The organism is Nocardia sp. NPDC004151 (assembly GCF_042874235.1).
Lineage (GTDB): Bacteria > Actinomycetota > Actinomycetes > Mycobacteriales > Mycobacteriaceae > Nocardia.
In genome coordinates this window covers 106,969-132,714 of the sequence record NZ_JBIAMR010000006.1, presented here as the reverse complement: position 1 = coordinate 132,714, position 25,746 = coordinate 106,969, and the positions used below count along the sequence as shown (strand labels likewise).

Below are 25,746 nucleotides of genomic sequence, written 5' to 3'. Positions count from 1 at the left end.
CTGCCCCACCTGCCGCCGACCAGGTACTACGCTTCCGGCAATCGGCCCGGGCAAATGCCCGGCGATTGTCCGGGCGCCCGGCCGCCACGTTCCCGGATCCCGCCCCGACCATCAGCGGGTTTCGGTCGGCGACCGTATCATGATGTGCCGCAAGCGAAACGGGAGGGAGAGCAGGGGGATGCGACCCGAGGTACTCGCGGGCATCGAGCGCGAACTCCGGCAGCAGGCCGAGAGCGAGGGGATCGCTCATTTCGTCATGGGCGTGGCCGTCTTCCGGGACGGCAAACTCCTGGTCGTACGGCGTGTCGAGGAAGGCTCGCACGCGGGGATGTGGGAACTGCCGGGCGGCGGCGTGGAATCGGGGGAGACCTTCGCCGACTGCGTGGCCCGCGAGCTCTTCGAGGAGACCGGGCTGCGGGTCGTGAACATCACCGATGTGCTGGGCGGCTTCGACTACGCCACCCGCACCAAGTCGCGGGTCCGCAAATACAGCTTCGTGGTCGAGGCCGAACCCGGCGAGATCCGGCTCGACCCCCTCGAACACGATCGCTACCAGTGGATCGATTCCGACACCGTCGACAACCTGCCCATGGCCGATGACATGCGCGCCGCCGTGTTCGCCCTGGTGACCACGCACCCGTCCCGGTGACCGCGCCCCCGCCCGCCGAGCCGCGCACCCGGCTCGCCGCGGTGACGGCCGCGCTGCGCGAGAACCCGGGCACCCTGCGCCTGACCCTGGTCCGGCTCACCGGGCAGTTCGGCGACGGCATGTTCCAGGCCGCCCTGTCCGGCGCGATCCTGTTCAACCCCGAGCGGCAGACCGATCCGCTGGCCATCGCCGGGGGCTTCGCCGCGCTGCTGCTGCCGTATTCGATCATCGGGCCGTTCGCGGGCGCGCTGCTCGACCGCTGGGACCGCCGCCGGGTGCTGCTGTACGCCAACCTGCTGCGGGCCGTGCTCATCGTGGCGACCGCCGCCGGGCTGCTGGCCGGGATCCGGGCCACGCCGCTCCTGCTGGGCGCGCTGGCCGTCGTCGGGGTGAGCCGCTTCGTCGGCGCGGGCGTGTCCGCGTCCCTGCCCAAGGTGCTGTCCCAGCGCTGGCTGGTCCCGATGAACTCGGTGCTGGCGACGGTGGCGTCCGGGTGCGCGATCCTCGGCGCGGGCCTGGGGTTCTCGATCATCGGCGTGATCGGGGCGGGTGACTTCGCGTCCGCGGTGGCGACGGCCGCCAGCGCCTCGGGCTCGATCGTGAGCGGGCTCGTGGTGGCCGGATTCCGGCCGCGGGCACTGGGTCCCGACCGGGACGGGCCCACCGTCGAGACCGTGGGCGGGCTCGCCACCGTACGGGCCATCGCCGCCGGACTGCGCCGGGGCGCCACCGCGGCCTGGGGGTCGCGGGACGTGACCACCGCGTTCCTCGGGATCGGCGCGCACCGCATCGTGTTCGGCGCGGACACCCTGCTCATGGTGCTGGCGCTGCGCCGCGGCGACGAGTCCGCGGTCGGCACCCACCTCGCCAAGTTCAGCGCGGCCATCACCGCGACCGGGGCGGGACTGGTGACCGCGGCCGTGGTGGCGCCGTTCCTGATTCCGCGGCTGGGCCGCCCGCGCACCGTGGTGAGCTGCCTGGTGGCCGCGATCATCGTGCAGCTGACCTTGGTCACGCCCATCACCGTCGCCACCGGCGAGACCGAGCGGCGGGCGGAACTGCTCCTGCTCGCGGCGGCCTTCCTGCTCGGGCTGGCCGGGCAGGTCATCAAGCTGACCGGCGACGCGGCCATGCAGATCGAGATCGACGACACCCACCGCGGCCAGGTGTTCGCGCTGCAGGACACGATCTTCAACATCACCTTCGTGCTGGCCCTGGCCGGGACCGCGCTGCTGATCCCGGCGGACGGGCGCTCCCCGGCGGTGGTGGTGGCCGCGGCCGCCGTCTACGCCTGCGGAATCGTCGCCATCGGGGCGAATTCCCGCCGCCGGACCGGTCCGTCCAGGGCATAGATATCGGCTCGATCACACCGGCCCGGCGACACGCGGCAGCGCTCTGTCGGATCCGGCCGGGGCCGATACCGTGGATTCAATGACTGCGCGGCGCTCCGAAGCACCTGCGGCACTGGCGCTCTCCAGCCTGGCGATGGCCGGGGTCATGGTGCTGCCCGGCGTGCCCGCCACCGCGAACGCCCTGGCGCCCTGGGCGCCGCCGCCGCTGAACGCCTGCGGCGAAACGGGATTCGATCCGCTGGCCCGGGAACCGGATCCGGACCTCCCGCCGCCGCCACCCCCGCCCGTGGACACCACCATCCACATCCAGCTCCCGGTCCCGAAGTTCACGCCGGTCCCGATCCCCGGACCCCGGCAGAACAACACCCGCATCGACCCGGCGCCACTGCCCGAGGACCCGTGCGCCAACCCGTGCCCGGACATTCGCACCGACCAGAGCCCACGGCCCGAGAACCTCCCGCCCGAGACCGAGCCCGCCGAACCGGGCGACGACGAGGACGCCACCGACGAGCCGCCCGCCACCGAGCCGGAGCCCGAACCCGCGCCCCCGCCGCCGGCCAACAGCGGATCGGACGGAATCCCGTTGCCTCGGCTCCAGATCGATCAGGTTCCCGAGACCATCCCGATCCCGATCCCCGGCGGGGAACCCCCCGAACCACAGTCGCGGCCCGCGCCGGCCGTGCCGTCCCTGGCGCCCGCGCCGGTCGCCGCGCCCGTCGCCCCCGTCGCACTCGACGAGCTGGAGCTGGTGAACCAGGTGACCGGGCACGGCTCCAGCAACCGCACCGACATGCGCTGGTCGGTCGACGGCACGGACCTCGGCCTGATGTGGGAAACCGAGCCCGGACGGATCGCCGTCGTGTTCGGCGACACCTTCGGTGAGGGCTGGGAGCCGGTCGGGGCGGGCAACGGGGACCAGGACTGGCGCAGCAACGCCATCGCCTTCAGCACCGAGCGCGACCTGTCCAAAGGTCTGGTGCTGGACACCTTCGCCCAGGACAGCCGCTGCCACGCCGCCGAAGTCCTGGCCAGCCGCAAGGTCGACAACTTCGAGATCACCACCATCCCCACCTCAGGATTCGCGCTGCACGGCCGGCAGTATCTGACCTACATGTCGGTGGCGCGGTGGAGCCGCCTCGAGCCCGGCATGTGGTGGACCACTCTGGGCGGGCTGGCCTGGTCCGACGACGGCGGCGACACCTGGACCAAATCCGAATGGGCGCGCTGGGACAACGTTTTCGGACTCGGGCGGTTCCAGGTCATGGCGATGACCCCGCACGACGGGTACGCGTACATGTTCGGCACGCCCAACGGCCGGTTCGGCACCATCGCGCTGGCCCGGGTGCCCAGCGATCAGGTGCTCAACAAGTCGGCGTACCAGTACTGGATCGGCAACACCTGGGTGCCCGCGTTCGGGCCCGACGAATTGCTCGCCACGCCCGTGGTTTCCGGGACCGCGGGGGAGGTGTCGGTGCGGTACGACGCGTCGACGCGGCGGTGGCAGATGCTGTACCTGGACCTCGACCGGGGGGCGCTGGTGCTGCGCACCGCCGCCGAACCGCAAGGGACGTGGACCGATCCGGTGACGCTGGTCGACACCCGCGAATATCCCACCACCTACGGCGGATTCATCCATCCCTGGTCGAGTGGGAACGATCTGTACTTCACCATGTCGGCGTGGAACAGCTACAACGTGTACCTCATGCACGCGAAGCTGAAGTAACGCAGTGGAATCCGTGCGGCCGCGCTGTCACTCGATGCGGCGGAAGCGCAGCGGCTGCCCCGGTCTGGCCTGCGCCACCGTGTCCACGTCGGCGTCCACCACCACCGCGATCACCGGGTAGCCCCCGGTGATCGGGTGATCCGCGAGGAAGACCACGGGCTGACCGCTGGGCGGCACCTGCACCGAACCCAAGGCCATACCCTCCGTGGGCAATTCACCGGCGACGCTGCGCTGCAACGCGGGGCCGCGCCGCCGGTCCAGCCGTGCGCCGATCCGGTCGGTGTCCGGGGACACCGTCCACTCGCCCGCGAAAAGCGCTGCGGCATCGGTGAACCAGTCGGCGCGCGGGCCGGGCACCGCGCGCACCGTGAGCAGGTCGTTGCCCAGCGCCGGAACGGGTGCGACATCCACGATCGGCAGCGCGCGCGGCGGCGGGCCCACCGGCAGCAGGTCACCCGGGCGCAGCGGTTCGGGGCCGATCCCGGAGAGGGTGTCGCGGCTGCGGGAACCCAGCACCGGCGAGACCTCGATCCCGCCGCGCACCGCCACATAGCTGCGCAGGCCGGTGGCGGCGAGCCCCAGCCGAAGCCGTTGGCCCTCCTCGATTTCCAGCACGCTGGCCGTGCCCATCGGGCGGTCGTCGACGGTGACGGGGGCCGACGCGCCGGTCACCGCCACCGTGACATGCCGCTGGGCCAGTAGTTCCAGCCCGCCCAGCAGCACTTCGATGCCGGCGGCGCCCTCGGAGTTGCCGACCAGTCGGTTCGCCAGCCGTAGCGAGGCCCGGTCCGCGGCCCCGGCCGCGCCCACCCCCGAGTCGAACCAGCCCGGACGGCCCAGATCCTGAATGGTAGCCAGCGGCCCCACCCGATCGACCCGCAATGCGCTCATGGCCTACCTCCCCGCGTCGACGAACCGGACCCGCGTCCCCGCGCGTACGAGGGCGGGCGGATCCCGGTCCACATCCCACATCGATGAATCGGTGGTGCCGATCAACCGCCACCCGCCCGGGCTGCGGCGCGGGTAGACGGCCGAATAGCCGCCCGCCAGGGCCACCGCGCCCGCCGGGATCGCGGTCCGCGATTGGGCGCGCCGCGGCACGGTCAGCCGGGCGTCGGGTGATTCCAGATAGCCGAAACCGGGTGCGAAACCCACGAAGGCGCAACGCCATACGGTCCCGGTGTGCTGGGCGACGACCTCGGCCTCGGACAAGCCGAGCAGGCGCGCGACCTCGGGTAGATCCTCGCCGTCGTAGCGGACGGGGATCACGACCGGTTCGCGTGGCGCGGCCCGCTCACCACGATCGCCCACGACATCCTCACGACTCCAGCCGTCGAGAGCGGAAGGCCGCGCCGGTGACCGCCGATCACCGGCACCGACCCGGGCCGCCGCGTCGAGCCGGTTCAGCAAGGTCAGCAACCGCTTTCGCACCGGCTCCAGCGACCGCGGCGAATCCAGAGTCACCAGCACGGTTTCGGCGGCGGGCAGAACATCCAGCACGCCGCGCGGCCGCGGCTCCAGCGCGGACACCAGCTCGGCGACCCAGGCGTGCAGCGGTGGAATCACCAGCAGCGCACGGTCACCCGCCGCCCGCACCTCGCCGGCGGCGTCGATCTGTGGGGGTTCGGTCATGGCGCACCATCCCCGGTCAGGTGAAAGCCCGCACGGGCGTGCCGGATTCGTCGAGCGCCGCGCGGATCCGGCGGGCCATCTCGACCGCCGCCGGAGTGTCGCCGTGCACGCAGATGCTGGCCGCCGTCACCGCCACCGTGCCGCCGTCCACGGCCGCCGCCTTGCCGTCCCGGGCGATCGACAGCGCCTGGGCCACCGCCGCGTCCGCGCCGAGCACCGCGCCGGGCAGCCCGCGCGGGGCGAGCAGACCCTCCGGCGTGTAGGCGCGATCGGCGAAACCCTCACCGACGAACGGGGTTCCGGCGGCCGCGGCCGCGTGCTCGAGTTCCGTGCCCGCCGGACCCAGCAGGGCCAGAGCGGTGTCGAAGTCACGCAGCGCCGCGACGATCGCGTCGGCCAGCGCCCGGTCGGCGGCCGCCTGGTGATACAGCGCGCCATGGGGTTTCACGTAGCGAACCCGGTCTCCGGCAGCGACGGCGAAGCCCGCCAGCGCGCCGATCTGATACAGCGTCTCGTCCCGCAGGTCGGCCGGGGTGACGGCGATGGCGCGCCGGCCGAACCCGGCCAGATCGCGATGGCCCACGTGCGCGCCGATCCGGACACCCTTCTCCACGGCCAGGGCGCAGGTGCGGCGCATGATGGCCGGATCACCCGCATGGAAGCCGCAGGCGATGTTCGCGCTGGTGACCACGTCAAGCATGGCGGCGTCATCGCCCATGGCCCAGTCGCCGAAACCCTCGCCGAGGTCGCTGTTCAGATCCAGCGTCATCCGCGTCCTCCCGCTGTCGTCGTGATCCGATTGTGGGCGCGCCCGCATCCGGCGACAAGAATGTCACGACAGAAACTGTGTCATGGATCACAGCGACGTGCGGCCGGTTCCGGCGGCGCTCCCCGCGTCAATACGCGTAGACGTCCACTTCGGTCGCCTTCACCGCGAAATACACCTCCATACCGGGGGCCACGCCCAGCCGGGCCACGGCGGCCGGAGTCAGGTCGGCCGCCAGGCCCGCGGTCGCCCCCGGGCCGTCCATCGCGCGTACCCGCACGATCCCGCCGCGATCCTCCAGCTCGGACACCGTCACCCGGAACACATTGCGGGGACTGCCCTCCGGATGGTCCCGATGCACGGCCACCGCGGCGGGCGAGAACACCGCCGCGGCGTCGCCACCGGGGGTCCACTCCTCCTGGGCCCGGCCGAAAACCTCGGCGCCGCCGTCCGTCACGGCGCCCAGCCCCGCACTGTCACCGGGCACCGCCGTACCGAGAATCAGGTTCACCCCGGCGATCCGGGCCGCGAAACGGCTGCGCGGACGCGCGAGAACCTCGGTGACGGAACCGGATTCGATGACCCGGCCGGACTCGATCACGACGACCCGATCCGCCAGGGTGACCGCGTCGATGATGTCGTGGGTGACCAGAATCGTGGCCGTGGGACGCGCATCGGCGAAGGCGGCGTCCTCGCCGTGCGGGCGCAGCACCTTGCGCACCAACGCCCGCATGGCCGGGGCCGCGGTCACATCCAATGCCGCCATGGGTTCGTCGAGCAGCAGCACCCGCGGATGCACGGCCAGTGCCCGGGCCAGGGCCACCCGCTGTGCCTGGCCGCCCGACAGGGAAGCGGGCGAACGGTTCGCCAAGTCCTCCGCCTCGACCGCCCGCAACCACTCCCGCGCGAGCGCCACCGCGGCCTTGCCGCGCATGCCGCGGCTCCGGGGGCCGAACGCGACATTCGCCTCCACCGACAGATGCGGGAACAGCAGGGCATCCTGCGCCAGCAGGGATACACCCCGCTGATGCGGCGGCACCGCAAGACCTTTCGAGGTATCGGTCAGCGCACGCCCGTCGAGCCGGACATATCCCTCGTCCGGAACGGCCAGGCCCGCGACCACATCCAGCAGACTCGACTTGCCGGCGCCATTCGGGCCGAGGACCGCCAGCACCGCACCGGCCGGAACCTGAACGGCCACCTGGACATCCCGCTCGTGCAGCCGGGCGGACACCTCGAGCCCGGTCACGGCGTCAGCTCTCCCAGCAGCGTGCCCAGGTGGCGGGGCGCGGGGGACCCGTGCGCGAGCATCGCGTCGTGCCAGTCCCGCAGGCGAGTCGCGGCGGGGCGCACGGCGGCCAGCGCGGCCACCTCGGTGTAGCCGACGAAATAGGTGGAGAGCTGAGTGGAGGTGAGCAGGGTGCGACGCCATTTACCGGCGGCCTCGCCCTCCTCCTGGAAGCCGCGGTCGAGCATCAAGCCCATGGCCTCGGACTCGGTCATGGCGTCGCAGTGCACCGACTGGTCCAGGATGGCGTTGATGGTCATGCGGAGGTGGGACTTCAACTGCTGCAACCGGACCGGGAGCCCGCCGAAACCGGTGTCGGCCATGAGTTTCTCGGTGTAGACGGCCCAGCCCTCGATGAACGTCCCGCTCGAGCACAACGCGCGGACCGCGGTCGACCCGCGGAAGCGGCGGGCTCGCGCCAACTGGAGATAGTGACCGGGCATGGCCTCGTGCACGGTCAGATTGCGCATCATGTGGTCGTTGTATTCGCGATAGAACGACCTCGCCCGCTCCGGCGACCAGTCCTCCGGGGTCGGGGCGATGGCGAAGAAGGTGGGGAGCTCGGCGGTCTCGAGCGGACCCACCGAATCGCAGTAGGCCACGGCCACCCCGCGCGCGAATTCCGGCATCTCCTGGATCACCAGCGGGTCCTCGACCAGCGACACCAGGTCGTGCTCGCGGACGAAGGCGGTGGCCTCGGCGAGCGCGTCGGTGGCCACGGCCACCACCGTGTCGTTCGACGGGTGCTGGGCCGACACCCGCTCCAGCGCGCGGCGCACGGTGTCGTCGTCGGGGTTCGCGACGCCGAGCAGTTCGCCCGCCGCCGAACGGATTTCGCCGGTCAGCCGCTCCAGATGACGGTGGGCGCGGTCCAGGATCTCCCGCGAGCCCAGTTCGGTGTCGAGGGTGTGCCAGAGCCTGGCCTCCCACAGGCGACGGCCCAGGCGCGGGTCACGCTCCGCGCCGTCGAGGCGACCGCCCAGCCAGGAGGTGAACTCCCTCAGCGCCGACACCGCGCCAGTGACGGCGGGCTCGATGGCGAACCCGGGCGCCTCGGCGGCCAGCGCCGGCACCTGGTCGCGCACCAGCGCGGCCACTCCGTCGAACTGGCCGATCGCGGTCCCGACATGGACGCCCGGCATGTCACCGAGCACCGCGCGCCGTGGCCAGTGCGTCCGGGAGCGCGGTGAGCCGGGCGCGCAGCGCCTCCAGCCGCACCTCGGCGGGAGCGAACGGGCGGGCGATCAGGTGATGCAGGAGCGGACCGGGATTGTGCACCAGCGGATTCCACTCGTGTTCACGGATCTCGGTGAGCTCGAAGAGCAGGCCGTCGACCCGCTGCTGCAGCAACGCCAGATCGACGCCGTCCTCCGGCGCGAGATCGTCGGGATCCACCTCGGCCAGCGTGTGCGAGGCGTCGCGCAGCAGGGCGACCCGCTCGACCACCGCACCCGGCGACAGATCCGGCAACCGGTCATCGGCGCGATGATCACCGACCTCGGCGGCCAGGTGCGGATCGGCGGTCAGCAGCGCATCGACGATGCGCTCGGCACGGGAGGCGAAGATCGGCGACATGGTGGTCACGCTAGCGTCCGCCGGTACGCGACCAGCACGATCACCGCGGCGACCAGCACCAGCAGCAGCGAAAGCGCCACCGCGGCATCCGGATCGGACTCACGTTGCAGATAGATCTCCAACGGCAGGGTGCGGGTCCGGCCCTGCAGACTGCCCGCGAAGGTGAGGGTCGCGCCGAACTCACCCAGCGCCCGCGCGAACGCCAGCACCGTCCCCGACACCAGGGCCGGGCGCAGCAGCGGCAAGGTCACCCGCCACCACACCACCGACGGCCGCGCGCCCAGGGTCGCCGCGATCCGCTCGTACCGGTCGCCCGCGGTGCGCATCGCGCCCTCCAGTGTGATCACCAGGAACGGCAGCGCGACGAACGTCTGCGCCAGCACCACCGCCGTCGTGCTGAACGCGATGCGGATGCCGAGCGACTCCAGCTCGCGGCCCAGAAGGCCATGCCGTCCGAACAGATACAGCAGCGCCAGACCACCCACCACCGGCGGTAAGACCAAGGGCAGCAACACCAGTGCGCGCAGCACCGGCATCACCCGCCACCGGACCCGGGCCAGCACCGCCGCCATGGGCACGCCCAGCAGGACGCACAATACGGCGGCGGCCAGCGAGGTGCGCAGGCTCAGCTCCAGCGCCACCCGCGAGGACTCCGAGGTGATCAGGCCGAAGAAATGCGACCAGTCCACAGCCCCGGTCAGAGCCACCAGCGGACCGGCCACCAGCACGAAGCCGATGGCGGCCGGCAGCAGCAACCAGACCGGGGGACGCATCACGGCTGCCCGAAACCGGCCTGCTGCAACGCCTTCCGACCGTCCGGTCCGGTGACCAGGGTGACGAAGTCCTTCGCCGCGGCCGCGTTCTTGGAATCCGCCACCGTCACGATCGGATAGGTGTTCACGGCCTTGGCGGATTCGGGGAAGTTCACGGTGGTGACCTTGGCGCCCGCGCCCGCCGCGTCGGTGACGTAGACCAGCCCGGCGTCGGCCTGACCCGAGGTCACCTTGGCCAGCACGTCGGTCACCGAGGACTCCTCGCTCACCGGCGAAATCGCCACTCCGGCATCGGCGGTCACCTTCTTGGTGGCCGAACCGCACGGCACCTGCGGCGCGCACACCACCAGCCGCAGACCCGCGTGCGACAGGTCGGCCAGCGAATTGACATGCGCCGGATTACCGGGCGGCGTCACGATGGTCAGCACATTGGTGGCGAAAGTCTGCGGCTTGTCGGTGATCCTGCCGCCCTTCACCGCCTTGTCCATATTGTTCTGGTCCGCGGAGGCGAAGACGTCGGCGGGCGCGCCTTGATTCAACTGCGCCACCAGATCCGAGGAACCGGCGAAGGAGAACGTCACCTTCGTCCCCGGGTGTGCGGACTCGTACTGGGTGCCCAGCTGGGTGAACACCTGCTTCAGGGACGCGGCCGCGAACACGGTGACGGTCTTGGTCTCGGTGCTGTCCGACGAGGACCCGCACCCCGCGAGCAGGCCCGCGCCGAGGACGGCGGTCGCGGAGAGGGCCGCGCCGGACTTGAAACCTAGGCCGCGCCACCGGCTTCCTTGAATGTCGCGGTGGTCGCCGTCTCCACCACGACGGTGGTCGCCTTGACGCTCGCCCACGCCACGCTGCCGGGCTGCAGCCCCAGCTCGCGCACCGACTCGCTGCTCATCAACGACACCACTGTGAACGGTCCGCATTGCATCTCCACCTGTGCCATCACGGTATCGGCCACCACTCTGGTGACCAGTCCCGGAAACCGATTGCGCGCCGAACTGGCGCTACCCATCCGGGTCTGCGGCGTGCGGGCCTGCTCGACGGCCAATTCCGCGAGCTCCCCGCCGTCCACCACCAGGCGACCGGACTCGTCCTTGCGGCCGGACAACACGCCGCCGTCGATCCAGCGGCGCACCGTGTCGTCGCTGACGCCGAGCAGCTGCGCGGCGTCACGAATCCGTATTTCGGGCATAGCAGGCAGGATATATCCGCAACTACGGAGATATCAATCGGATACATCCGCAAGTACGGATGACAAGAGTTCTCGGAGTGTTCCTGTTCACTTTCGCGCCGCTGGCGTCGCCACCGGCGGCCAGTACGCTCGAAGCAATCATGGCCACGTATTTCGATCCGAAGGCCTGGTCACCCCTGCGCGCGGTGGACCTGGGCATGGACCTCGGAAAACGCTTGTTCGACCAGGTCTGGGTGGAGCAGTGGACGAGCTTCACCAGCGCCTGGCTCGAACCGGCCGCCGACTTCGGGTCCGGAACCGTCACCGCGCTGATGCCCGACGTCCTCATGACCCTGCTGTCCGAAGGCATCCTCAGTCAGTTCGGCGGCCAGGAGGTCAGCGCCACCCTGCTCGGCAGCGATATGCGAGCCACCCTGCACACGCTCAAGGTGCGGCGGCGCGGCGCGCACTTCCAGGCCAAGACCGTGCTCACCGGACTGCTCTGGAACACCCACCCGATCGAGGAACTGACCGTCATCGCCCACGGACTGCGGCTCATCCCCGGCGTCCCCACCAAGGTCCGCACCTCACAGCTCGACCTCACCGGCGTGATAACCCTTGCCGCACTGCTGGAATGGATCAACAGCTGGCAGCCCGACTGGGAACTGGAACCCGCCGACGACGGGCTCATCCTGGCCCGGCACCGGCGGCGCCGGATCCGGGCGCTGGCCTCGGCCGAGGTCATCGACAATGTCCTGTCGATCACCGTGCACCGCGCACACTGGCGAAAAGTCCGCGCGCCCAAACGATTCACCACGCTCAACCCGATCCCGCTGACCGGGCTGCCCAGTCAGGCTCGGATCAGCCGGGCCGAACTGGTCGGCGAGCACGTGTTCTTCCGCATCGACCTGCCGGGCATCACCGGCTCGTTCGATCTCGCGCAGATCCGATCGGCCATCGTCGCGGGGACGACGCTGATCATCTTCTGACGCAACGCCTTACCGCCAGGCCAGACGCTACTTCTGCGTCGGCCACCATTCGAGCAGGGCCGCTTCGGCTTCATCACGAGTCATCGGGCCGCGGTCCAGGCGCAGTTCCTTCAGGAAGCGCCACGCCTTGCCGACATCCGGGCCCGGCTTCAGATCCAGCAGCTCCATGATCGCGTTGCCGTCCAGATCCGGCCGCACCCGCGCCAGATCCTCCTGCTCGGCCAGCGCCGCGATGCGCGTCTCCAGCCCGTCATAGGTCGAGCGCAGCGCCGCGGCCCGGCGCTTGTTGCGGGTGGTGCAGTCGGCGCGAACCAGCTTGTGCAGGCGGGGAAGCAGATCACCGCCGTCGGTCACGTAGCGGCGCACCGCCGAATCGGTCCACTGGCCCTTGCCGTAGCCGTGGAAACGCAGGTGCAGGTACACCAGCCGCGCCACATCCTCGGTGAACTGCTTGGGATACTTCAAGGCGCGCAAGCGCTTTCGCACCATCTTCGCGCCCACCACCTCGTGATGGTGGAAGCTGACGCCGCCGCCGGGCTCATTGCGCTTGGTCGGCGGCTTGCCGATGTCGTGCAGCAGGGCGGCCCAGCGCAACACCAGGTCCGGATCGCCGTCCTCCTGGTCGATGGCCTGGCGCAGCACGGTCAGCGAATGCTGATAGACGTCCTTGTGCTGGTGGTGCTCGTCGATCTCCAGCTGCATGGCCGGAACCTCGGGCAGCACCCGCTCGGCCAGACCGGTCTCGACCATGATGTCGATGCCGTCGGTCGGGTACTCGCCGCCGATCAGCTTGTCCAGCTCGGTGCGCACCCGCTCCGCGGTGATGCGGTCGATCTCGGTAGCCATCTCCACGATCGCCGCCCGCACCCGCGGGGCCAGCTCGAAACCCAGCTGCGAGACGAAACGCGCGGCGCGCAGCATGCGCAGCGGGTCGTCGGCGAACGAATCCTGCGGCAGCGCAGGCGTATCCAGGACACCGGCCAGCAGCGCCTCGACACCGCCCAGTGGGTCCACGAACTCCAGCTCGCCCAGCGCGCCGATCCGCACCGCCATGGCGTTCACCGTGAAGTCCCGGCGCACCAGATCACCCTCGAGGGTGTCGCCGAAAGTGACCTCCGGATTGCGGGAGACCCGATCGTAGGCGTCGCTGCGGAACGTGGTGATCTCCAGTTGCTGGCCGTCCTTGGCCGCGCTCACCGTGCCGAAGGCCAGGCCGCCGGTGTCCCACAGATTGTCGGCCCAGCCGCGCATCAACTCCTGCACCACTTCGGGGTGGGCGTCGGTGGTGAAATCCAGATCGGTGCCGAGACGGCCGAGCACCGCGTCGCGGACGCTGCCGCCGACCAGATACAGCTGATGGCCGTGCGCGGCGAACAGTTCGCCGAGAGGAGTCAGAACATCGGAGAGCCTGCCGAGGGTTATCGCGGCCGCCGCCAGCAAGCGAGTACGGCGATCCTCGACAGCTACATCCTCGGACTTCGGCGAAACCACGAAGACGCAGCTTAGTCGCACGTGGGCGCAATCCCCGAATAGTGTCCCGCGACCCGGTGCGGGCATCCGGCGTGCCGTGTCACGACCGGTGTCTACCTGCTATGAGAGCTCCGTATATATAGGAGCCACCGCGCTGGGGCGGGCAGAGCCGCCCTCCCCTATAGACTGACGCAGTGTCCCCGGCCGATCGTGCGAACAGTCGACGCCGCCAGCCCCGGCGGCGTGGTTCGGCCGGTAATGCGGCGAAAGCTACCGGCGCGGCGAAACCGCGCATGCGCACCGTCCGCGAGACCTCCGCGGGCGGACTCGTGGTGGACGGTCTCGACGGCCCCAGCGAGAAGCGCTGCGCCGCCCTCATCGGGCGCACCGACCGGCGCGGACGCCTGCTCTGGTCCCTGCCCAAGGGACACATCGAAGAAGGCGAGACCTCCGAGCAGACCGCCATCCGGGAAGTCCAGGAGGAGACCGGCATCCACGGCACCGTGGTCGCCGAACTCGGCAGCATCGACTACTGGTTCGTCACCGAGGGCCGGCGGGTACACAAGACCGTGCACCATTACCTGATGCGTTCACTCGGCGGTGAACTCTCCGACGCCGACGTCGAAGTCACCAAGGTGGCCTGGGTTCCCTTGAGCGAACTAGACTCCCGGCTCGCCTACGCTGACGAACGCAGGCTGGCCGAGGTCGCCAACCGGCTGATCGACCGGATGGAGAACGGCAGACAATGACGCGTGCGGGATCGCGGCGCACGCTGCTGTCACTCGTCGCGGTAATGCTGGCGGTGCTCACCTCACTGGGAATCGGCCCGGGAATCGGCACGCCCATTGCCGCCGCCGAACCCACCGGCAGCGGTAGCGGACAGAACAGTGGACCCAAATTCCTGAAACTGTCACTGGATTCGGTGACGCCGACCGCCATCACGGCCGGCAGCGACCCCTACTTCGTGGTGTCGGGCACCGTGACCAATATCGGCGACCGGCCGGTCGACGACGTCAGCGTCCGCATCCAGCGCGGCGCGGCCGTCACCAACCCCAGCGCGTTGCGCACCACTTTGCGCCTGGACCAGGCCAGTTACGACGTCACCGGTGAATTCCAGGACGTCGCAGACCGATTGACCGCCGGACAGCGCAAGCAGTTCAGCGTCACCGTCGCCCTGCACTCCGGAACCGAGCTGCCCGACGGCATCTCGTCGCTCAATATCGACGCGCCCGGTGTCTACCCGCTGCTGCTCAATGTGAACGGGCAACCCGCCTACGGCGGCCAGGCCCGCCTCGACGATGCCCGCTTCCTGCTGCCCGTGCTCGGCGTGCCCGGCGGCGCCGACCCCAAACACGCGCCCGGGCAACCCGCCCCGTCCGTCGTCGACACTCCGCCGGTCGCCACCACCCTGCTGTGGCCGCTGGCCGACCGGCCCCGGCTGGTCGCCGGGCAGCCCGGAGCACCCGACGCGCAAGCCCTGCTCACCGATGACGACCTCGCCGCCTCACTGGCCCAGGGCGGACGGCTCGACCAGCTGCTCTCGGCCCTGGAGAGCATCGTCAAACCCGACAGCGCCCGCGACCGCAGCCTGATCAACGCGGTCTGCCTGGCCGTCGACCCGGACCTGCTCATCACCGTGTCCGACATGACCAGGGACTACCGGGTGCTGGCCAGCCCCTCCGACCCCGAAGGATCCACCCGGTCCGGTAGCGGCGGCCGGGCCGCCAAGGCGTGGCTGGAACGACTGCGCACGCTCGCGCCGGGAATGTGCGTGACCGCCCTGCCGTTCGCGCAGGTCGACCCGAACGCGCTGGCCGCGGCCGGGGACGTCACGCTCGCCGACCGCGCGCTCAACGCGCCCGCCGACCTCGTCGACTCCGTACTCGGCGTGAAATCGGTGCGCGGCGTGGCCATTCCGGACGCGGGCACCGTCGACAACGAGGGCGCCGCGCTCTTCGCGCACCACGGCTTCACCACCACCGTGCTCGCCGACAACGCGGTCGCACCGGCCGACGGCCGCTCCAACCTGCTCACCGCCAAGACCCCGCCCGCGACGCCCGGCGGCGCACCCGAACCCGGCACCCCGGACATGGTCACCCTGGCCGATGTCAGCCCGCCGCCCGCCACCGGCACCACCACGCAGCCCGCACCCGCCGCCCCGCGTGCCGCCACCTTCGACATCTGGGCCGCCACCGCGCTCGCCGCCATCGGATCCAACCCGCCCACCCCGCCCTTCACCCCGGACAAGGCCCGCTACGACGTCACCGTCGACTCCCGCGCCGCCCGGTTGCAGGACGCGCTCGGGGCCGTCGCGTGGACCGCGCTCAACCCGCAGCCCGGCCGCCCGCGCTCCGCGCTGCTGGTACCGCCGCAACAGTGGGGGGCCAACCGGGACGAGGCCTCCTCGGTCCTCGCCCTGCTGGACCTGCAGCTGCGCAACAACCTCGCCACCCCGCGACCGCTCACCGAACTGCTTGCACAACAGCCCGATCCGCAGCCCTACACGCTCGACTATCTGGAGCAGGCCGCCGACGACGCGGTCCCGGCGCACTACGCCGAACCCGTGCACCAGCAGGGCCAGCGCATCACCGAACTGATGAGCGCGCTGGTGGACGTGCCACAGCAGGAGCTCAGCCCGCGCGCCTTCCTCACCCCGCTGCGCGATGACCTGATCCGGGTGCTGTCGCTGACCGACCGCCGGTCCGGGGGCGCCGCCGCCGACACCAATGCCCAGCGGCGGCTGGACCAGACCACCAAGACCATGAACAACCTGTTCGGATCGGTGACCGTGCTGCCGCCCGGCGGCGTCTACACGCTCGCCTCCGAACAGAGCCCGCTGCTCCTGGTCGCCCGCAACGACCTGCCGGTGGCCATCCGGGTGCGGTTCAAGATCAACGCACCAGCCGAGACGAATATCACCGATATCGGCGAACAGCAGCTGCCCGCCAAGGGAAACCGGTCTTTCCAGATCCCGACCGAGGTCTCCGACAGTCGAAACCTGACCATTCCCATCGGACTCAGCACGCCGGACGGCGTGCCGCTCGGCAATGCGGTCTCGGTATCGGTGCGGTCCAACGCCTACGGTCAGGTGTTGGCAATAATTACGGCGAGCGCCTGTGCACTTCTGCTCCTGCTGGTCGGTCGCCGGCTCTGGCACCGCTTCCGCGGACAGTCCGATCCGGCCGACGAGGAGGGGTTCGACGCCGGCGCCGCCCACGGTCCCGAGCAGGACGGCCGCGGGCGCAAGCGGGACATGAAACGACAGGAGGCACGGTGAGCGAGTACGGCGGACCACGCTCATCCGGCCGACCGGAGGACTCATCGGGCCGGGCCGCGGGCCACCCCGGACATCACGAAGGACAGGGCGGGCGGCAGGACGGGCCCGACGGTCCGCCGCAGGCGCGCCGTGCCCCCTCCGCGCCGTGGGAACGCGGCGTGCCCCGCCCCGGACCACGCGGACCGCAAGGCCCCGCCTCCGGAGCACAGCGAGCGATTCCCGGTCATCCGCAGGGCAATCCCGGCCGCCCCTATCCGGGTCAACCGACCGGTCCACAACGACACGTTCCCGCGCCCGGCGAATCCGGGCCCATCATGCGACGACCCCAGCAGGGCCGCCCCGAACCCGCCGCCGGACGCGTCCCACCCGAAGAGCGCTACCACTGGGGACACCCCGGCGCCGCGGGCAACCGCGCACCCGGAACCGGGCCCATCTCGATGCCGCCCGGCCCCCAGCGCTACCCGACACCCCCGATGTCGAATCCGCGCCCGATGGCCGCACCGCGCCCCGGACCGCCGACCGGGCCGCAGCGGCAAGCCGATTCGGGCCGGCAGGCAGTGGTCACCGCGCCGCGCGCCGACGAGAAGCCGGACAACTCCAACGCCAAACTCGTGCGCGACACCGGCTCGCTCGCGCTGGCGACGCTGATCAGCCGCATCACCGGATTCGCGAAACAGGCGCTGCTGCTGACCGTGCTCGGCCCGGCCATCGCCAGTGCCTTCACCATCGCCAGCTCCATCCCCAACATGATCTCCGAGCTGCTGCTCGGCGCGGTGCTCACCGCCATCGTGGTGCCCACCCTGGTCCGGGCCGAACGCGAGGACGCCGACGGGGGAGCGGCCTTCGTCCGACGGCTGTTCACCACCGCGCTCACCGTGCTCGGCACCGGAACCGTCATCGCGCTGATCCTGACCCCGGTGCTCACCGAGCACGTCTTCCTGTCCAGCGACAGCAAGGTCAACTCCGCGCTCACCACCGCGCTGACCTTCATGCTCGTGCCCGCCGTACTGCTCTACGGCATGTCGGCGCTGCTCATGGCGATCCTGAACACCCACCAGGTGTTCAAACCCGGCGCCTGGGCGCCCGTGCTCAACAACTGCGTCGCTCTGGTGGTACTCGGGCTCTACGCCCTGCTCCCCGGCGAGCTGACGCTCAACCCGGTCCGGATGGGCGAACCCAAACTGCTGCTGCTCGGCATCGGCACCACCGTCGGCGTCGCCGTTCAGGTCGCCACCCTGCTGCCCGCCATCCGGCGCGAAGGCATCGACCTGCGGCCGCTGTGGGGCCTCGACGCCCGGCTCAAGCAGTTCGGCGGCATGGCCGCGGCCATCATCCTGTACGTGCTGATCAGCCAGATCGGCTTCAGCTTCACCCTGCGCGTGGCCTCGCACGCCGACGTCGCGGGCCCGACCATCTACCAGAACGCGTGGCTGCTGCTGCAGCTGCCGTGGGGCGTGCTCGGCGTGACCCTGCTGACCGCGATCATGCCGCGGCTCAGCCGCAACGCCGCCGCCGACGACACACCGGCCGTGGTCGACGATCTGAGCGCGGCCACCAAGCTCACCATGATCGCGCTGGTGCCGATCGTCACCTTCCTGACCTTCGCCGGCACCCAGATCGGTGAGGCCATCTACGGATACGGCCGCTTCGGCGGCGACGCGGCCCGCCTCGGCGAAGCCGTGTCCTGGTCCGCGTTCAACCTGATCCCGTACGCGCTGGTGCTGATCCACCTGCGCGTCTTCTACGCCCGTGAACAGGCGTGGACGCCCACCTGGATCATCCTCGGCATCACCAGCGTCCAGATCACGCTGTCGGCGCTGGCGCCGGTGTTCTTCTCACCCGAACACGTGGTCATCGCGCTCGGCGTGGCCCGCGGGCTCGGCTTCGTGACCGGCGCGATGATCGGCGGCTGGCTGCTGCACCGCAGCCTCGGCGATCTGCGCATGGCCAATGTCGGCAAGACCATCACGCGCGTGGTGCTCGCCTCGCTGGCCGGCGGCGCGGTGCTACTCATCGTGGACAAGGTGCTGGGCCTGCACCGGCTCTCGGACTCCTTCGGCGGCTTCGGCTCGCTCATCCGGGTCGGCATCACCGCCATCGTCATGTTCGGCGTGGCCTTCGGACTGATGCGCCTGCTCGGCATCCCCGAGATCGTGGCCATCACCGTCGCCGTGTCGCGGCGGCTCGGCTTCACGCCGCCCGCCCCGGATCTGGACCTCGACGGCACCCCGCTCGAGGACCTCCACGAGACCACCCTGCTGCCCAAACCGGACCTGCGCGCCGCGCCGTACTACTACCGCTTCGATCCGTACCTCGACGCGCAGACCATGGTGCTTCCGGTCATCCGACCCGACGCGGTTGAACTCACCGAGAAGGTGGAGTTCCCGTACCCTGTTCGGCAGGCAAACGCAACTGCCCAAACCGGCCTGCCCGCGGACAGCTCCCGCGGCACGCCGGATGCCGCCCGGAACCCCGACGGCGGCTTCCGCACTACTCCGGAGGCCGCCGCGGCGGGTCCGGCGCCGACACATCGGTCTTCGACATATGAGGGCGAAGGAGGAACGAGGGTGAGCGACGACGCGGCGGGTGGTGTCCCGGCCGCCGAATCCGCACAGGCCGCGGGCGGCGGGCTCTCCACGGACACCCCTCCGGTCGGCGAGGCCGGCGGAAAGCCCGGGGTCAGAGCCGAGTCCGCGGACCGCACGAGCGGGTCCGGCGGACCGGAGAAACTACCGGAGGACCAGGACCACGCAGGTCCCGAAACCGGTGTCTACGAGGCCATCTCACCGCAGATGCCGCCCATGCGGGTGGAATCGCCGACCAAGCGGATCCAGCGCGGACCCAAGCTGACCCCCGGCGCCTCCGTGGCGGGCGGCCGCTACCGGCTGCTGGCCGGACACGGCGGCGCGCGCGGCCTGCGGTTCTGGCAGGCCCTGGACGTGAAGCTCGACCGCGAGGTGGCCCTCACCTTCGTCGACGCCGACCAGGAGGCCACCGAGAACTCCGGGCACGACGGACCGCAGGCCATCCTGTCCCGCACGCTGCGCCTGGGCCGGATCAACTCGCCCGGCCTGGCCCGCGTCCTGGACGTGGTGCGCGGCTCCTCCGGCGGCATCGTGGTGGCCGAATGGACGCCCGGCCGCTCGCTCAAGGAGATGGCCGACACCGTGCCGTCCCCGATCGGCGCGGCCCGCGCCATCCGGGCGCTGGCGGCCGCTGCCGAGATGGCGCACCGCGGCGGCGGCTCACTGTCCATCGACCACCCCGACCGGGTGCGGATCAGCGCCTCCGGCGACGCCGTGCTGGCCTTCCCCGGCACCCTGTCCGACTCCGACGCGCAGTCCGACGTGCGCGGCCTCGGCGCCATGCTCTACGCGCTGATCACCGCGCACTGGCCCATCCGCCCCGGCGGCATCTCCGGCAGCGCGATCACCGTCGGCGGACTGCCGCTGGCCGATTTCGGGCCCGACGGAACCCCGGTGGAACCCCGCAACATCCGGCCCGAGGTGCCCTTCGAGATCTCCGCGGTCGCGGTGCGCTCGCTGGAGTCCAACAAGGGCGTCCGCACCGCCGCCACCGTCCAGCACGTGCTGGAGCAGGCGTCGGTGGTGGACCAGAAGACCGACTTCATCCCCGTGCTGCGGCTCGGGCAGAAGCCGCCCAGCGCACCGGACGAGACCCTCGCCGATCCGGAACTGCTCGCCGCCGAGAAGGAACGCTCGCAGCGGATGATGTGGATCCTGGTCGGGATCGGCGTGCTGGCCGCGCTCGTGGTCGGCGTCATCATCTGGTGGCTGCTGAGCGTGTTCGCGCCCGGCTCCTCCAACGCGCCGCTCAACGAACAGCGCAATATCGGCCTCACCACCTCGGCGACGCCGCCGCCCGGCCCGGGCGCGGCCACCCAGACCCCCGTCGGCGCGCCGCCCGCCGGCGGTGTGCCGGTGCCGGTCACCGGCGCGACGGTGTTCTCCCCGGAGGGCACCCCGGACAATGTGGGCAGCGTCGGGGCCGTGCTGGACAACAACCCCACCACCACCTGGCGTAGCGACGCCTACTTCCAGCAGTTCCCGGCCCTCAAGAAGGGCGTGGGCGTCCTCACCACCCTCGGCAGCCCGTCCAAGCTGACCAAGGTGAGCATCGAATCGCCCTCGCCCGGAACGCAGGTCGAGATCCGCACCTCGCCGACCGCCTCGCCGACCCTCGACCAGACCCAGCTGGTCGGGTCGGCAGTGCTCGGCGACGGCATGACCGAGATCCCGGTGCGGGCCGACCAGCCTGCCCGGTACGTGCTCCTGTGGATCACCCAGCTCGCGAACAACGGCGGCCAGTTCCAGACGGCCATCGCCGAAATCCGCTTCGAAGCAAGTGTCTGACGGGCTCCTCCGGCGTCCTGAACGCTGACCGCCACCAGGCCGCGTGATCCGAACCAAACGGCCGCTACCTGCGCATTCTCGCGCGATTCACCGCTGCTGAATCGTTGTCCTCGATATGATCTTGGCGCTCTCGGCATGGGGAGTTCGCCGCTCTGAGGGGATGCATTGCCGTCACCGAACGCAGTGTCAGCATCGAGGACAGAGTCACCGTCGAACGCGAGCGATCGCGAACTATTGGCCGCGCACGCCGCGGGCGCACCGCACGCCTTCGCCGAACTGTTCCGCCGCCATGGCGACCACCTCTACCAAACCGCGCTACGCGCCTCCTACAGTCCCGAGGACGCCGCCGACTCGCTCCAGGACGCCCTGCTGTCCGCGCACCGCGGCGCGGCCGGATTCCGCGGCGACGCCGAGGTCCGCAGCTGGATGCACCGCATCGTGGTCAACGCCTGCCTGGACCGCATCCGCCGCAACAAACTGCGCCGCACCGAACCGCTGTCCGAGGACACCGCCGACGAGCCCGCCTGTCCGCGAGACGATTTCGCGGCCCTGGAGGCCAGCCTGCTGGTCGACGCGGCGCTGTTCACGCTGCCCGCCGACCAGCGCACCGCACTGGTCACGGTGGAACTCGAGGGCTACTCCATCGCGGATGCCGCTGCCCTGCTGGGCATCCCGGAGGGCACGGTCAAGAGCCGCTGCGCCCGCGGCCGCCGAAGGCTCGAGATGAAACTTCGCGAATAGGACGTTTGCGCGCCGACACAGCCGGGCATGAACACCTGAATTCCGCTCGAACACCGCACTATTGGGGGAACCTTGTACGGTTCCCGTACGTCCGATACGAAGACAGGTCTGTGATTCCCACTCGACGCCCTGGAGGGGCAATGGAGGAAACCTTCTCCACCGAGCTGCTGGCCGAACTGCACGGCGGCAGCCTGCCGCCGGAGCAGTCCGCACGGCTCTGGCCCGCGGTCCGGCGCGACCCCGAGGCCATGCGCTACCTGAACGCCCTCGACGGCGTCGACGACCGGCTGCGCGAACTCGGACGCGACGAGAACATCACCCACCCCATCCCCACCGACGTGGCCGACCGCTTGGAACGCATGATCGACGACCTCGCGGCGGGGGATACCCCCAGCGCCACCGCGCCCATGCCGGTCCTCAACGGCTCCATCTTCACCACCGGCCGCCTCGACCCAAGCGAACTCGAGGAACCACTCCTCCCGGCGGACCTGGACGAGGACGAGACCGCGCCCGCCGAGTACACCGAACGCCCGTCCCGCCGCCTGCGCTGGCTCACCGCCGCCGCGGCCGCCGCCGCCCTGGCCGCGGGCGCCGTCGTCGCCGTGGACGCCCTGAGCAGCCGCCCGACCACCCCGGCCGCCCAGCCCACCGACGAACTGGACCCCGCCCTCTCGCCCGGCGTCGTCCTGACCGCTATGGGCCGCCACGACATCACCGGCCCCCTGGCCACGGGCACCGCCCTCACCGACTGCCTACGCGCCGCCGATCTGGACCGCCAGGTCCTCGGCAGCCGCAGCGTCGTCTTCTCCGGCACCCCCGGTGTCCTGGTCCTGCTCCAAGGCCCGAAAGCGCCACAGATCACAGCTGCCGTCCTCGGAACGAATTGCACGCCTGGCCACCCCCAGGTGCTCGGCCGCACCGATATCGGGTAGCCCACCTGCCAGTTCGCGGCCGTCTCGATTCCGGACTGCGGCTTGTTAGACCTCCGCCTCGGAGCGGGGGAGCGAAGCGGAGAAGGGCAGAATCGAGACCTCGGGGCCGCGAACCCGCCGGAGCGAAGCGGAGGCGATCAGACCCGGGAATGACAGCGTTTAGGCTGTTGTTGACCGGTTCGCTCACGCTCGAGCGATCGAGATTCTGTACTACAGCTTCGGAGGGCCATCTTGAGCACGCCTGTTCGCGACCTGATCATCGTCGGCTCCGGCCCGGCCGGCTACACCGCCGCGGTGTACGCCGCCCGCGCGGAACTGGAACCGCTGCTGTTCGAGGGCACCCAGTTCGGCGGCGCGCTCATGACCACCACCGAGGTCGAGAACTTCCCCGGCTTCCGCGAGGGCATCATGGGCCCCGACCTGATGGAGGAGATGCGGGAGCAGGCCAAGCGCTTCGGCACCGATATCCGCACCGAGGACGTGGACGCCCTCGACCTGACCGGTCCGGTCAAGAAGGTGACCGTCGGCGGCGAGGTGTACCAGGCGCACGCCGTGATCCTCGCCATGGGTTCGGCGGCCCGCTACCTCGATGTCCCGGGCGAGCAGGAGCTGCTCGGCCGCGGCGTCAGCGCCTGCGCCACCTGCGACGGCTTCTTCTTCAAGGGCCAGGACATCGTGGTGGTCGGCGGCGGCGACTCGGCGATGGAGGAGGCGACCTTCCTCACCAAGTTCGCCAGCTCGGTGACCGTCATCCACCGCCGCGAGGAGTTCCGCGCCTCCCGGATCATGCTGGAGCGGGCCAAGAACAACGACAAGATCCGCTTCATCCTGAACTCGGAAGTCGCTGCGGTACACGGTGATTCGAGCGTCACCAGCCTGACCCTGCGCGACACCCGCACCGGCGAGACCTCCGAGCTGGCCGCCACCGGCCTGTTCGTCGCCATCGGCCACGATCCGCGCAGCGAACTGGTGCGCGGCCAGGTCGATCTGGACGACGAGGGCTACGTGCTGGTCCAGGGCCAGAGCACCTACACCTCGGTGCCGGGCGTCTTCGCCGCCGGCGACCTGGTCGACCACACCTACCGGCAGGCCATCACCGCCGCCGGCACCGGCTGCCGCGCGGCCATCGACGCCGAGCGCTGGCTCGCCGACCAGGGTGACATCACCAGCAACACCCTCGATCACGCCGGTCAGCCGGTGGAAGTGAACAACTAAGGAGTTTGGCAATGTCCGACGCCAAGACCGGTGCCACCAAGACGGTGACCGACGCGACCTTCGCCGACGAAGTACTGCTCAGCGAGAAGCCCGTACTCGTCGATTTCTGGGCGGCCTGGTGCGGCCCGTGCAAGATGGTCGCCCCCGTGCTGGAGGAGATCGCCGCCAACACGGACAAGATCACCATCGCCAAGCTCGACGCCGACAACAACCCGGAGACCTCGAAGCACTACGGGATCCTGTCGTTGCCTACCATGGTCCTGTTCCAAGGGGGCAAGGAAACCAAGCGGATCGTCGGAGCAAAGGGCAAAGCCGCCCTCTTGCGCGAACTAGAAGAAGTTCTTTAGCGACGCTGGATAGAATTTCGGCGCCAGCGGGGGCCTACGTGGTTACACAGGCAAGCGCGGAGAGGCGGAGCGACGCCTTCGGCCCCTGACGCTGGCGCCGGGGTTAGTATCCCTGCACTCGACAGTTGCCGAAATTCGGTCCGGGTCTGAAACAATCGTTCAACGCTCCGGTCGCGCGGTGGTGTGGACCACCGCGCGAATGGGTACCCGGGTTGGCGGAAGGAAAGGGCTCTCACGCATGCACCGACTTCGTCACGGCGATACAGGACCAGCCGTAGCAGAGGTTCGGAGCACCCTGGCAAGCCTCGGGTTCCTGCACACTCATCCCCATAGCGATCCGGCGGGTCTGGACGGGGAGTACTGGAAGGACGCCGACGCCACCTTCGACCATGATCTGGACTCCGCCGTACGCGCTTTTCAGCAGCACCGCGGTCTCCTGGTCGATGGCGTGGTCGGCCCGGCCACCTACCGCGCGCTGAAGGAGGCCTCGTACCGCCTCGGCGCTCGCACTCTCATCTACCAGCTCTCCGCACCACTCTACGGCGACGACGTCGCCACCCTGCAGCGTCGGCTGCAGGATCTCGGCTTCTATGTGGGCCGGGTCGACGGGTACTTCGGCCCGCACACCCACGACGCGCTCACCGCGTTCCAGCGCGAGATCGGGCTCTCCTCGGACGGCATCTGCGGTCCGGACACGCTGCGCTCGCTGGATCTGCTGGGCGCCCGCGTCACCGGCGGCAATCCGCATCGGATCGCCGAGGAAGAGGTGGTGCACCGGGCCGGGCCGCAGCTCACCGGCAAGCGCATCGTCATCGATCCGGGTCTGGGCGGGCCGGACAAGGGTTCGCCGGTGCCGACCGAATTCGGTGACGTCTACGAATCGGAGATCCTCTGGGATCTGGCCAGCCGGCTCGAAGGCCGCATGGCGGCAACGGGTATGGAGACCTTCCTGTCGCGGCCGTGGGGGGCCAACCCCTCCGATGCCGAGCGGGCCGAGACCTCCAATACCTTCGACGCCGACCTGATGATCTCGCTGCGCTGCGCCAGCAGCGACAACGATTCCGCCAGCGGCGTGGCCAGCTTCCACTTCGGCAACTCGCACGGCTCGACCTCGATGATCGGTCAGGTGCTGGCCGGGTTCATCCAGCGCGAGATCGTGGCCCGTACCTCGCTGCAGGACTGCCGGACCCACGCCCGCACCTGGGACCTGCTGCGCCTGACCAAGATGCCGACCGTGCAGGTCGACATCGGCTATCTCACCAGTGATTACGACGCGTCGGTGCTGACCAATCCGCGCATGCGCGACGTCATCGCCGAGGCCATCCTGATCTCGGTGAAGCGGCTGTACCTGCTGGGCCAGGACGACCAGCCCACCGGGACTTACACATTCGCCGAGTTACTTGCCGAAGAGTTGGCGGCCGCAGACCGGCTGTAATGTTTCACATGAAACAACCCCGCCTCCCGAACATCCGG

General features: G+C 70.3%; 22 protein-coding genes. 12 read left to right on the top strand and 10 right to left on the bottom strand.

What is annotated here, in order from left to right; translation table 11 throughout:
- Window positions 1–178: 178 nt before the first annotated feature.
- The 3 genes from ACFYTS_RS16065 to ACFYTS_RS16055 all read left to right on the top strand — a co-directional run bounded on the left by ACFYTS_RS16065 (window position 179) and on the right by ACFYTS_RS16055 (window position 3,724).
- Window positions 179–649 (top strand): NUDIX domain-containing protein, encoded by a 471-nt coding sequence (locus ACFYTS_RS16065; protein WP_357088557.1) that lies wholly within the window; start codon window positions 179–181, stop codon window positions 647–649.
- Window positions 646–2,001 (top strand): hypothetical protein, encoded by a 1,356-nt coding sequence (locus ACFYTS_RS16060; protein ID WP_387304832.1) that lies wholly within the window; start codon window positions 646–648, stop codon window positions 1,999–2,001. The genes ACFYTS_RS16065 and ACFYTS_RS16060 overlap by 4 nt, the downstream gene beginning before the upstream one ends.
- A 79-nt stretch (window positions 2,002–2,080) precedes the next feature.
- A complete protein-coding gene (locus ACFYTS_RS16055; RefSeq protein WP_387304829.1) occupies window positions 2,081–3,724 on the top strand; it encodes a DUF4185 domain-containing protein in 1,644 nt (547 codons plus the stop codon).
- 27 nt (window positions 3,725–3,751) lie between these two features.
- Here the strand turns inward: ACFYTS_RS16055 and ACFYTS_RS16050 are convergent, their stop codons facing one another.
- The 9 genes from ACFYTS_RS16050 to ACFYTS_RS16010 form a co-directional block, all read right to left on the bottom strand.
- The gene (locus tag ACFYTS_RS16050; RefSeq protein ID WP_357274861.1) at window positions 3,752–4,615 is read right to left on the bottom strand and encodes a biotin-dependent carboxyltransferase family protein; all 864 of its coding nucleotides are present in this window, start codon (window positions 4,613–4,615) and stop codon (window positions 3,752–3,754) included.
- A gap of 3 nt (window positions 4,616–4,618) precedes the next feature.
- Window positions 4,619–5,356: an allophanate hydrolase subunit 1 gene (locus ACFYTS_RS16045; protein WP_387304826.1), complete on the bottom strand. Its 738-nt coding sequence runs from the start codon at window positions 5,354–5,356 to the stop codon at window positions 4,619–4,621.
- A 16-nt stretch (window positions 5,357–5,372) separates the two neighbouring features.
- Window positions 5,373–6,125, bottom strand: a complete 753-nt coding sequence (locus ACFYTS_RS16040; protein ID WP_379102943.1) for a LamB/YcsF family protein — start codon at window positions 6,123–6,125, stop codon at window positions 5,373–5,375.
- Between the two features lie 127 nt (window positions 6,126–6,252).
- Entirely contained in the window at window positions 6,253–7,371 is a 1,119-nt protein-coding gene (locus ACFYTS_RS16035; protein ID WP_357274867.1) for an ATP-binding cassette domain-containing protein, read from the bottom strand.
- Entirely contained in the window at window positions 7,368–8,552 is a 1,185-nt protein-coding gene (locus tag ACFYTS_RS16030; protein ID WP_387304824.1) for a DUF885 domain-containing protein, read from the bottom strand. The genes ACFYTS_RS16035 and ACFYTS_RS16030 overlap by 4 nt, the downstream gene beginning before the upstream one ends.
- Before the next feature lies 1 nt (window position 8,553).
- Complete coding sequence (locus ACFYTS_RS16025; RefSeq protein ID WP_387304822.1) at window positions 8,554–8,985, bottom strand: DUF885 family protein; 432 nt, start codon at window positions 8,983–8,985, stop codon at window positions 8,554–8,556.
- 5 nt (window positions 8,986–8,990) lie between these two features.
- Entirely contained in the window at window positions 8,991–9,758 is a 768-nt protein-coding gene (locus tag ACFYTS_RS16020) for an ABC transporter permease (RefSeq protein ID WP_387304819.1), read from the bottom strand.
- Window positions 9,758–10,549, bottom strand: coding sequence for a molybdate ABC transporter substrate-binding protein (modA, locus tag ACFYTS_RS16015; protein WP_387305151.1), 792 nt, complete (start codon window positions 10,547–10,549; stop codon window positions 9,758–9,760). Before modA ends, ACFYTS_RS16020 begins: the two co-directional genes overlap by 1 nt.
- Window positions 10,522–10,950, bottom strand: a complete 429-nt coding sequence (locus ACFYTS_RS16010) for a molybdopterin-binding protein (RefSeq protein ID WP_387304816.1) — start codon at window positions 10,948–10,950, stop codon at window positions 10,522–10,524. The genes modA and ACFYTS_RS16010 overlap by 28 nt, the downstream gene beginning before the upstream one ends.
- Window positions 10,951–11,090: 140 nt before the next feature.
- On the opposite strand from ACFYTS_RS16010, the gene ACFYTS_RS16005 reads away from it, so the two are divergent.
- Window positions 11,091–11,918: a hypothetical protein gene (locus tag ACFYTS_RS16005; protein WP_357274876.1), complete on the top strand. Its 828-nt coding sequence runs from the start codon at window positions 11,091–11,093 to the stop codon at window positions 11,916–11,918.
- Between the two features lie 27 nt (window positions 11,919–11,945).
- Here ACFYTS_RS16005 and ACFYTS_RS16000 read toward each other — a convergent pair whose 3' ends face one another.
- The gene (locus ACFYTS_RS16000; protein ID WP_387304813.1) at window positions 11,946–13,409 is read right to left on the bottom strand and encodes a CCA tRNA nucleotidyltransferase; all 1,464 of its coding nucleotides are present in this window, start codon (window positions 13,407–13,409) and stop codon (window positions 11,946–11,948) included.
- Between the two features lie 173 nt (window positions 13,410–13,582).
- Between ACFYTS_RS16000 and ACFYTS_RS15995 the strand changes: the two genes are divergently transcribed.
- From ACFYTS_RS15995 to ACFYTS_RS15960, 8 genes are all read left to right on the top strand, one after another.
- On the top strand, window positions 13,583–14,137 hold the full coding sequence (locus ACFYTS_RS15995; RefSeq protein ID WP_357088536.1) for an NUDIX hydrolase: 555 nt from the start codon (window positions 13,583–13,585) through the stop codon (window positions 14,135–14,137).
- Entirely contained in the window at window positions 14,134–16,665 is a 2,532-nt protein-coding gene (locus tag ACFYTS_RS15990; protein ID WP_387304809.1) for a DUF6049 family protein, read from the top strand. The genes ACFYTS_RS15995 and ACFYTS_RS15990 overlap by 4 nt, the downstream gene beginning before the upstream one ends.
- Window positions 16,666–17,138: 473 nt before the next feature.
- Window positions 17,139–21,038, top strand: a complete 3,900-nt coding sequence (locus ACFYTS_RS15985; protein ID WP_387305148.1) for a murein biosynthesis integral membrane protein MurJ — start codon at window positions 17,139–17,141, stop codon at window positions 21,036–21,038.
- 183 nt (window positions 21,039–21,221) lie between these two features.
- Window positions 21,222–21,779: an RNA polymerase sigma factor SigM gene (gene sigM / locus ACFYTS_RS15980; protein WP_357274885.1), complete on the top strand. Its 558-nt coding sequence runs from the start codon at window positions 21,222–21,224 to the stop codon at window positions 21,777–21,779.
- Between the two features lie 140 nt (window positions 21,780–21,919).
- Window positions 21,920–22,711: a hypothetical protein gene (locus ACFYTS_RS15975; protein WP_387304806.1), complete on the top strand. Its 792-nt coding sequence runs from the start codon at window positions 21,920–21,922 to the stop codon at window positions 22,709–22,711.
- A gap of 231 nt (window positions 22,712–22,942) precedes the next feature.
- Window positions 22,943–23,926 (top strand): thioredoxin-disulfide reductase, encoded by a 984-nt coding sequence (trxB, locus tag ACFYTS_RS15970; RefSeq protein ID WP_387304804.1) that lies wholly within the window; start codon window positions 22,943–22,945, stop codon window positions 23,924–23,926.
- Between the two features lie 11 nt (window positions 23,927–23,937).
- A complete protein-coding gene (trxA, locus tag ACFYTS_RS15965; RefSeq protein ID WP_357088521.1) occupies window positions 23,938–24,273 on the top strand; it encodes a thioredoxin in 336 nt (111 codons plus the stop codon).
- 238 nt (window positions 24,274–24,511) lie between these two features.
- Window positions 24,512–25,708 (top strand): N-acetylmuramoyl-L-alanine amidase, encoded by a 1,197-nt coding sequence (locus ACFYTS_RS15960; RefSeq protein WP_357274892.1) that lies wholly within the window; start codon window positions 24,512–24,514, stop codon window positions 25,706–25,708.
- Window positions 25,709–25,746 lie beyond the last annotated feature (38 nt).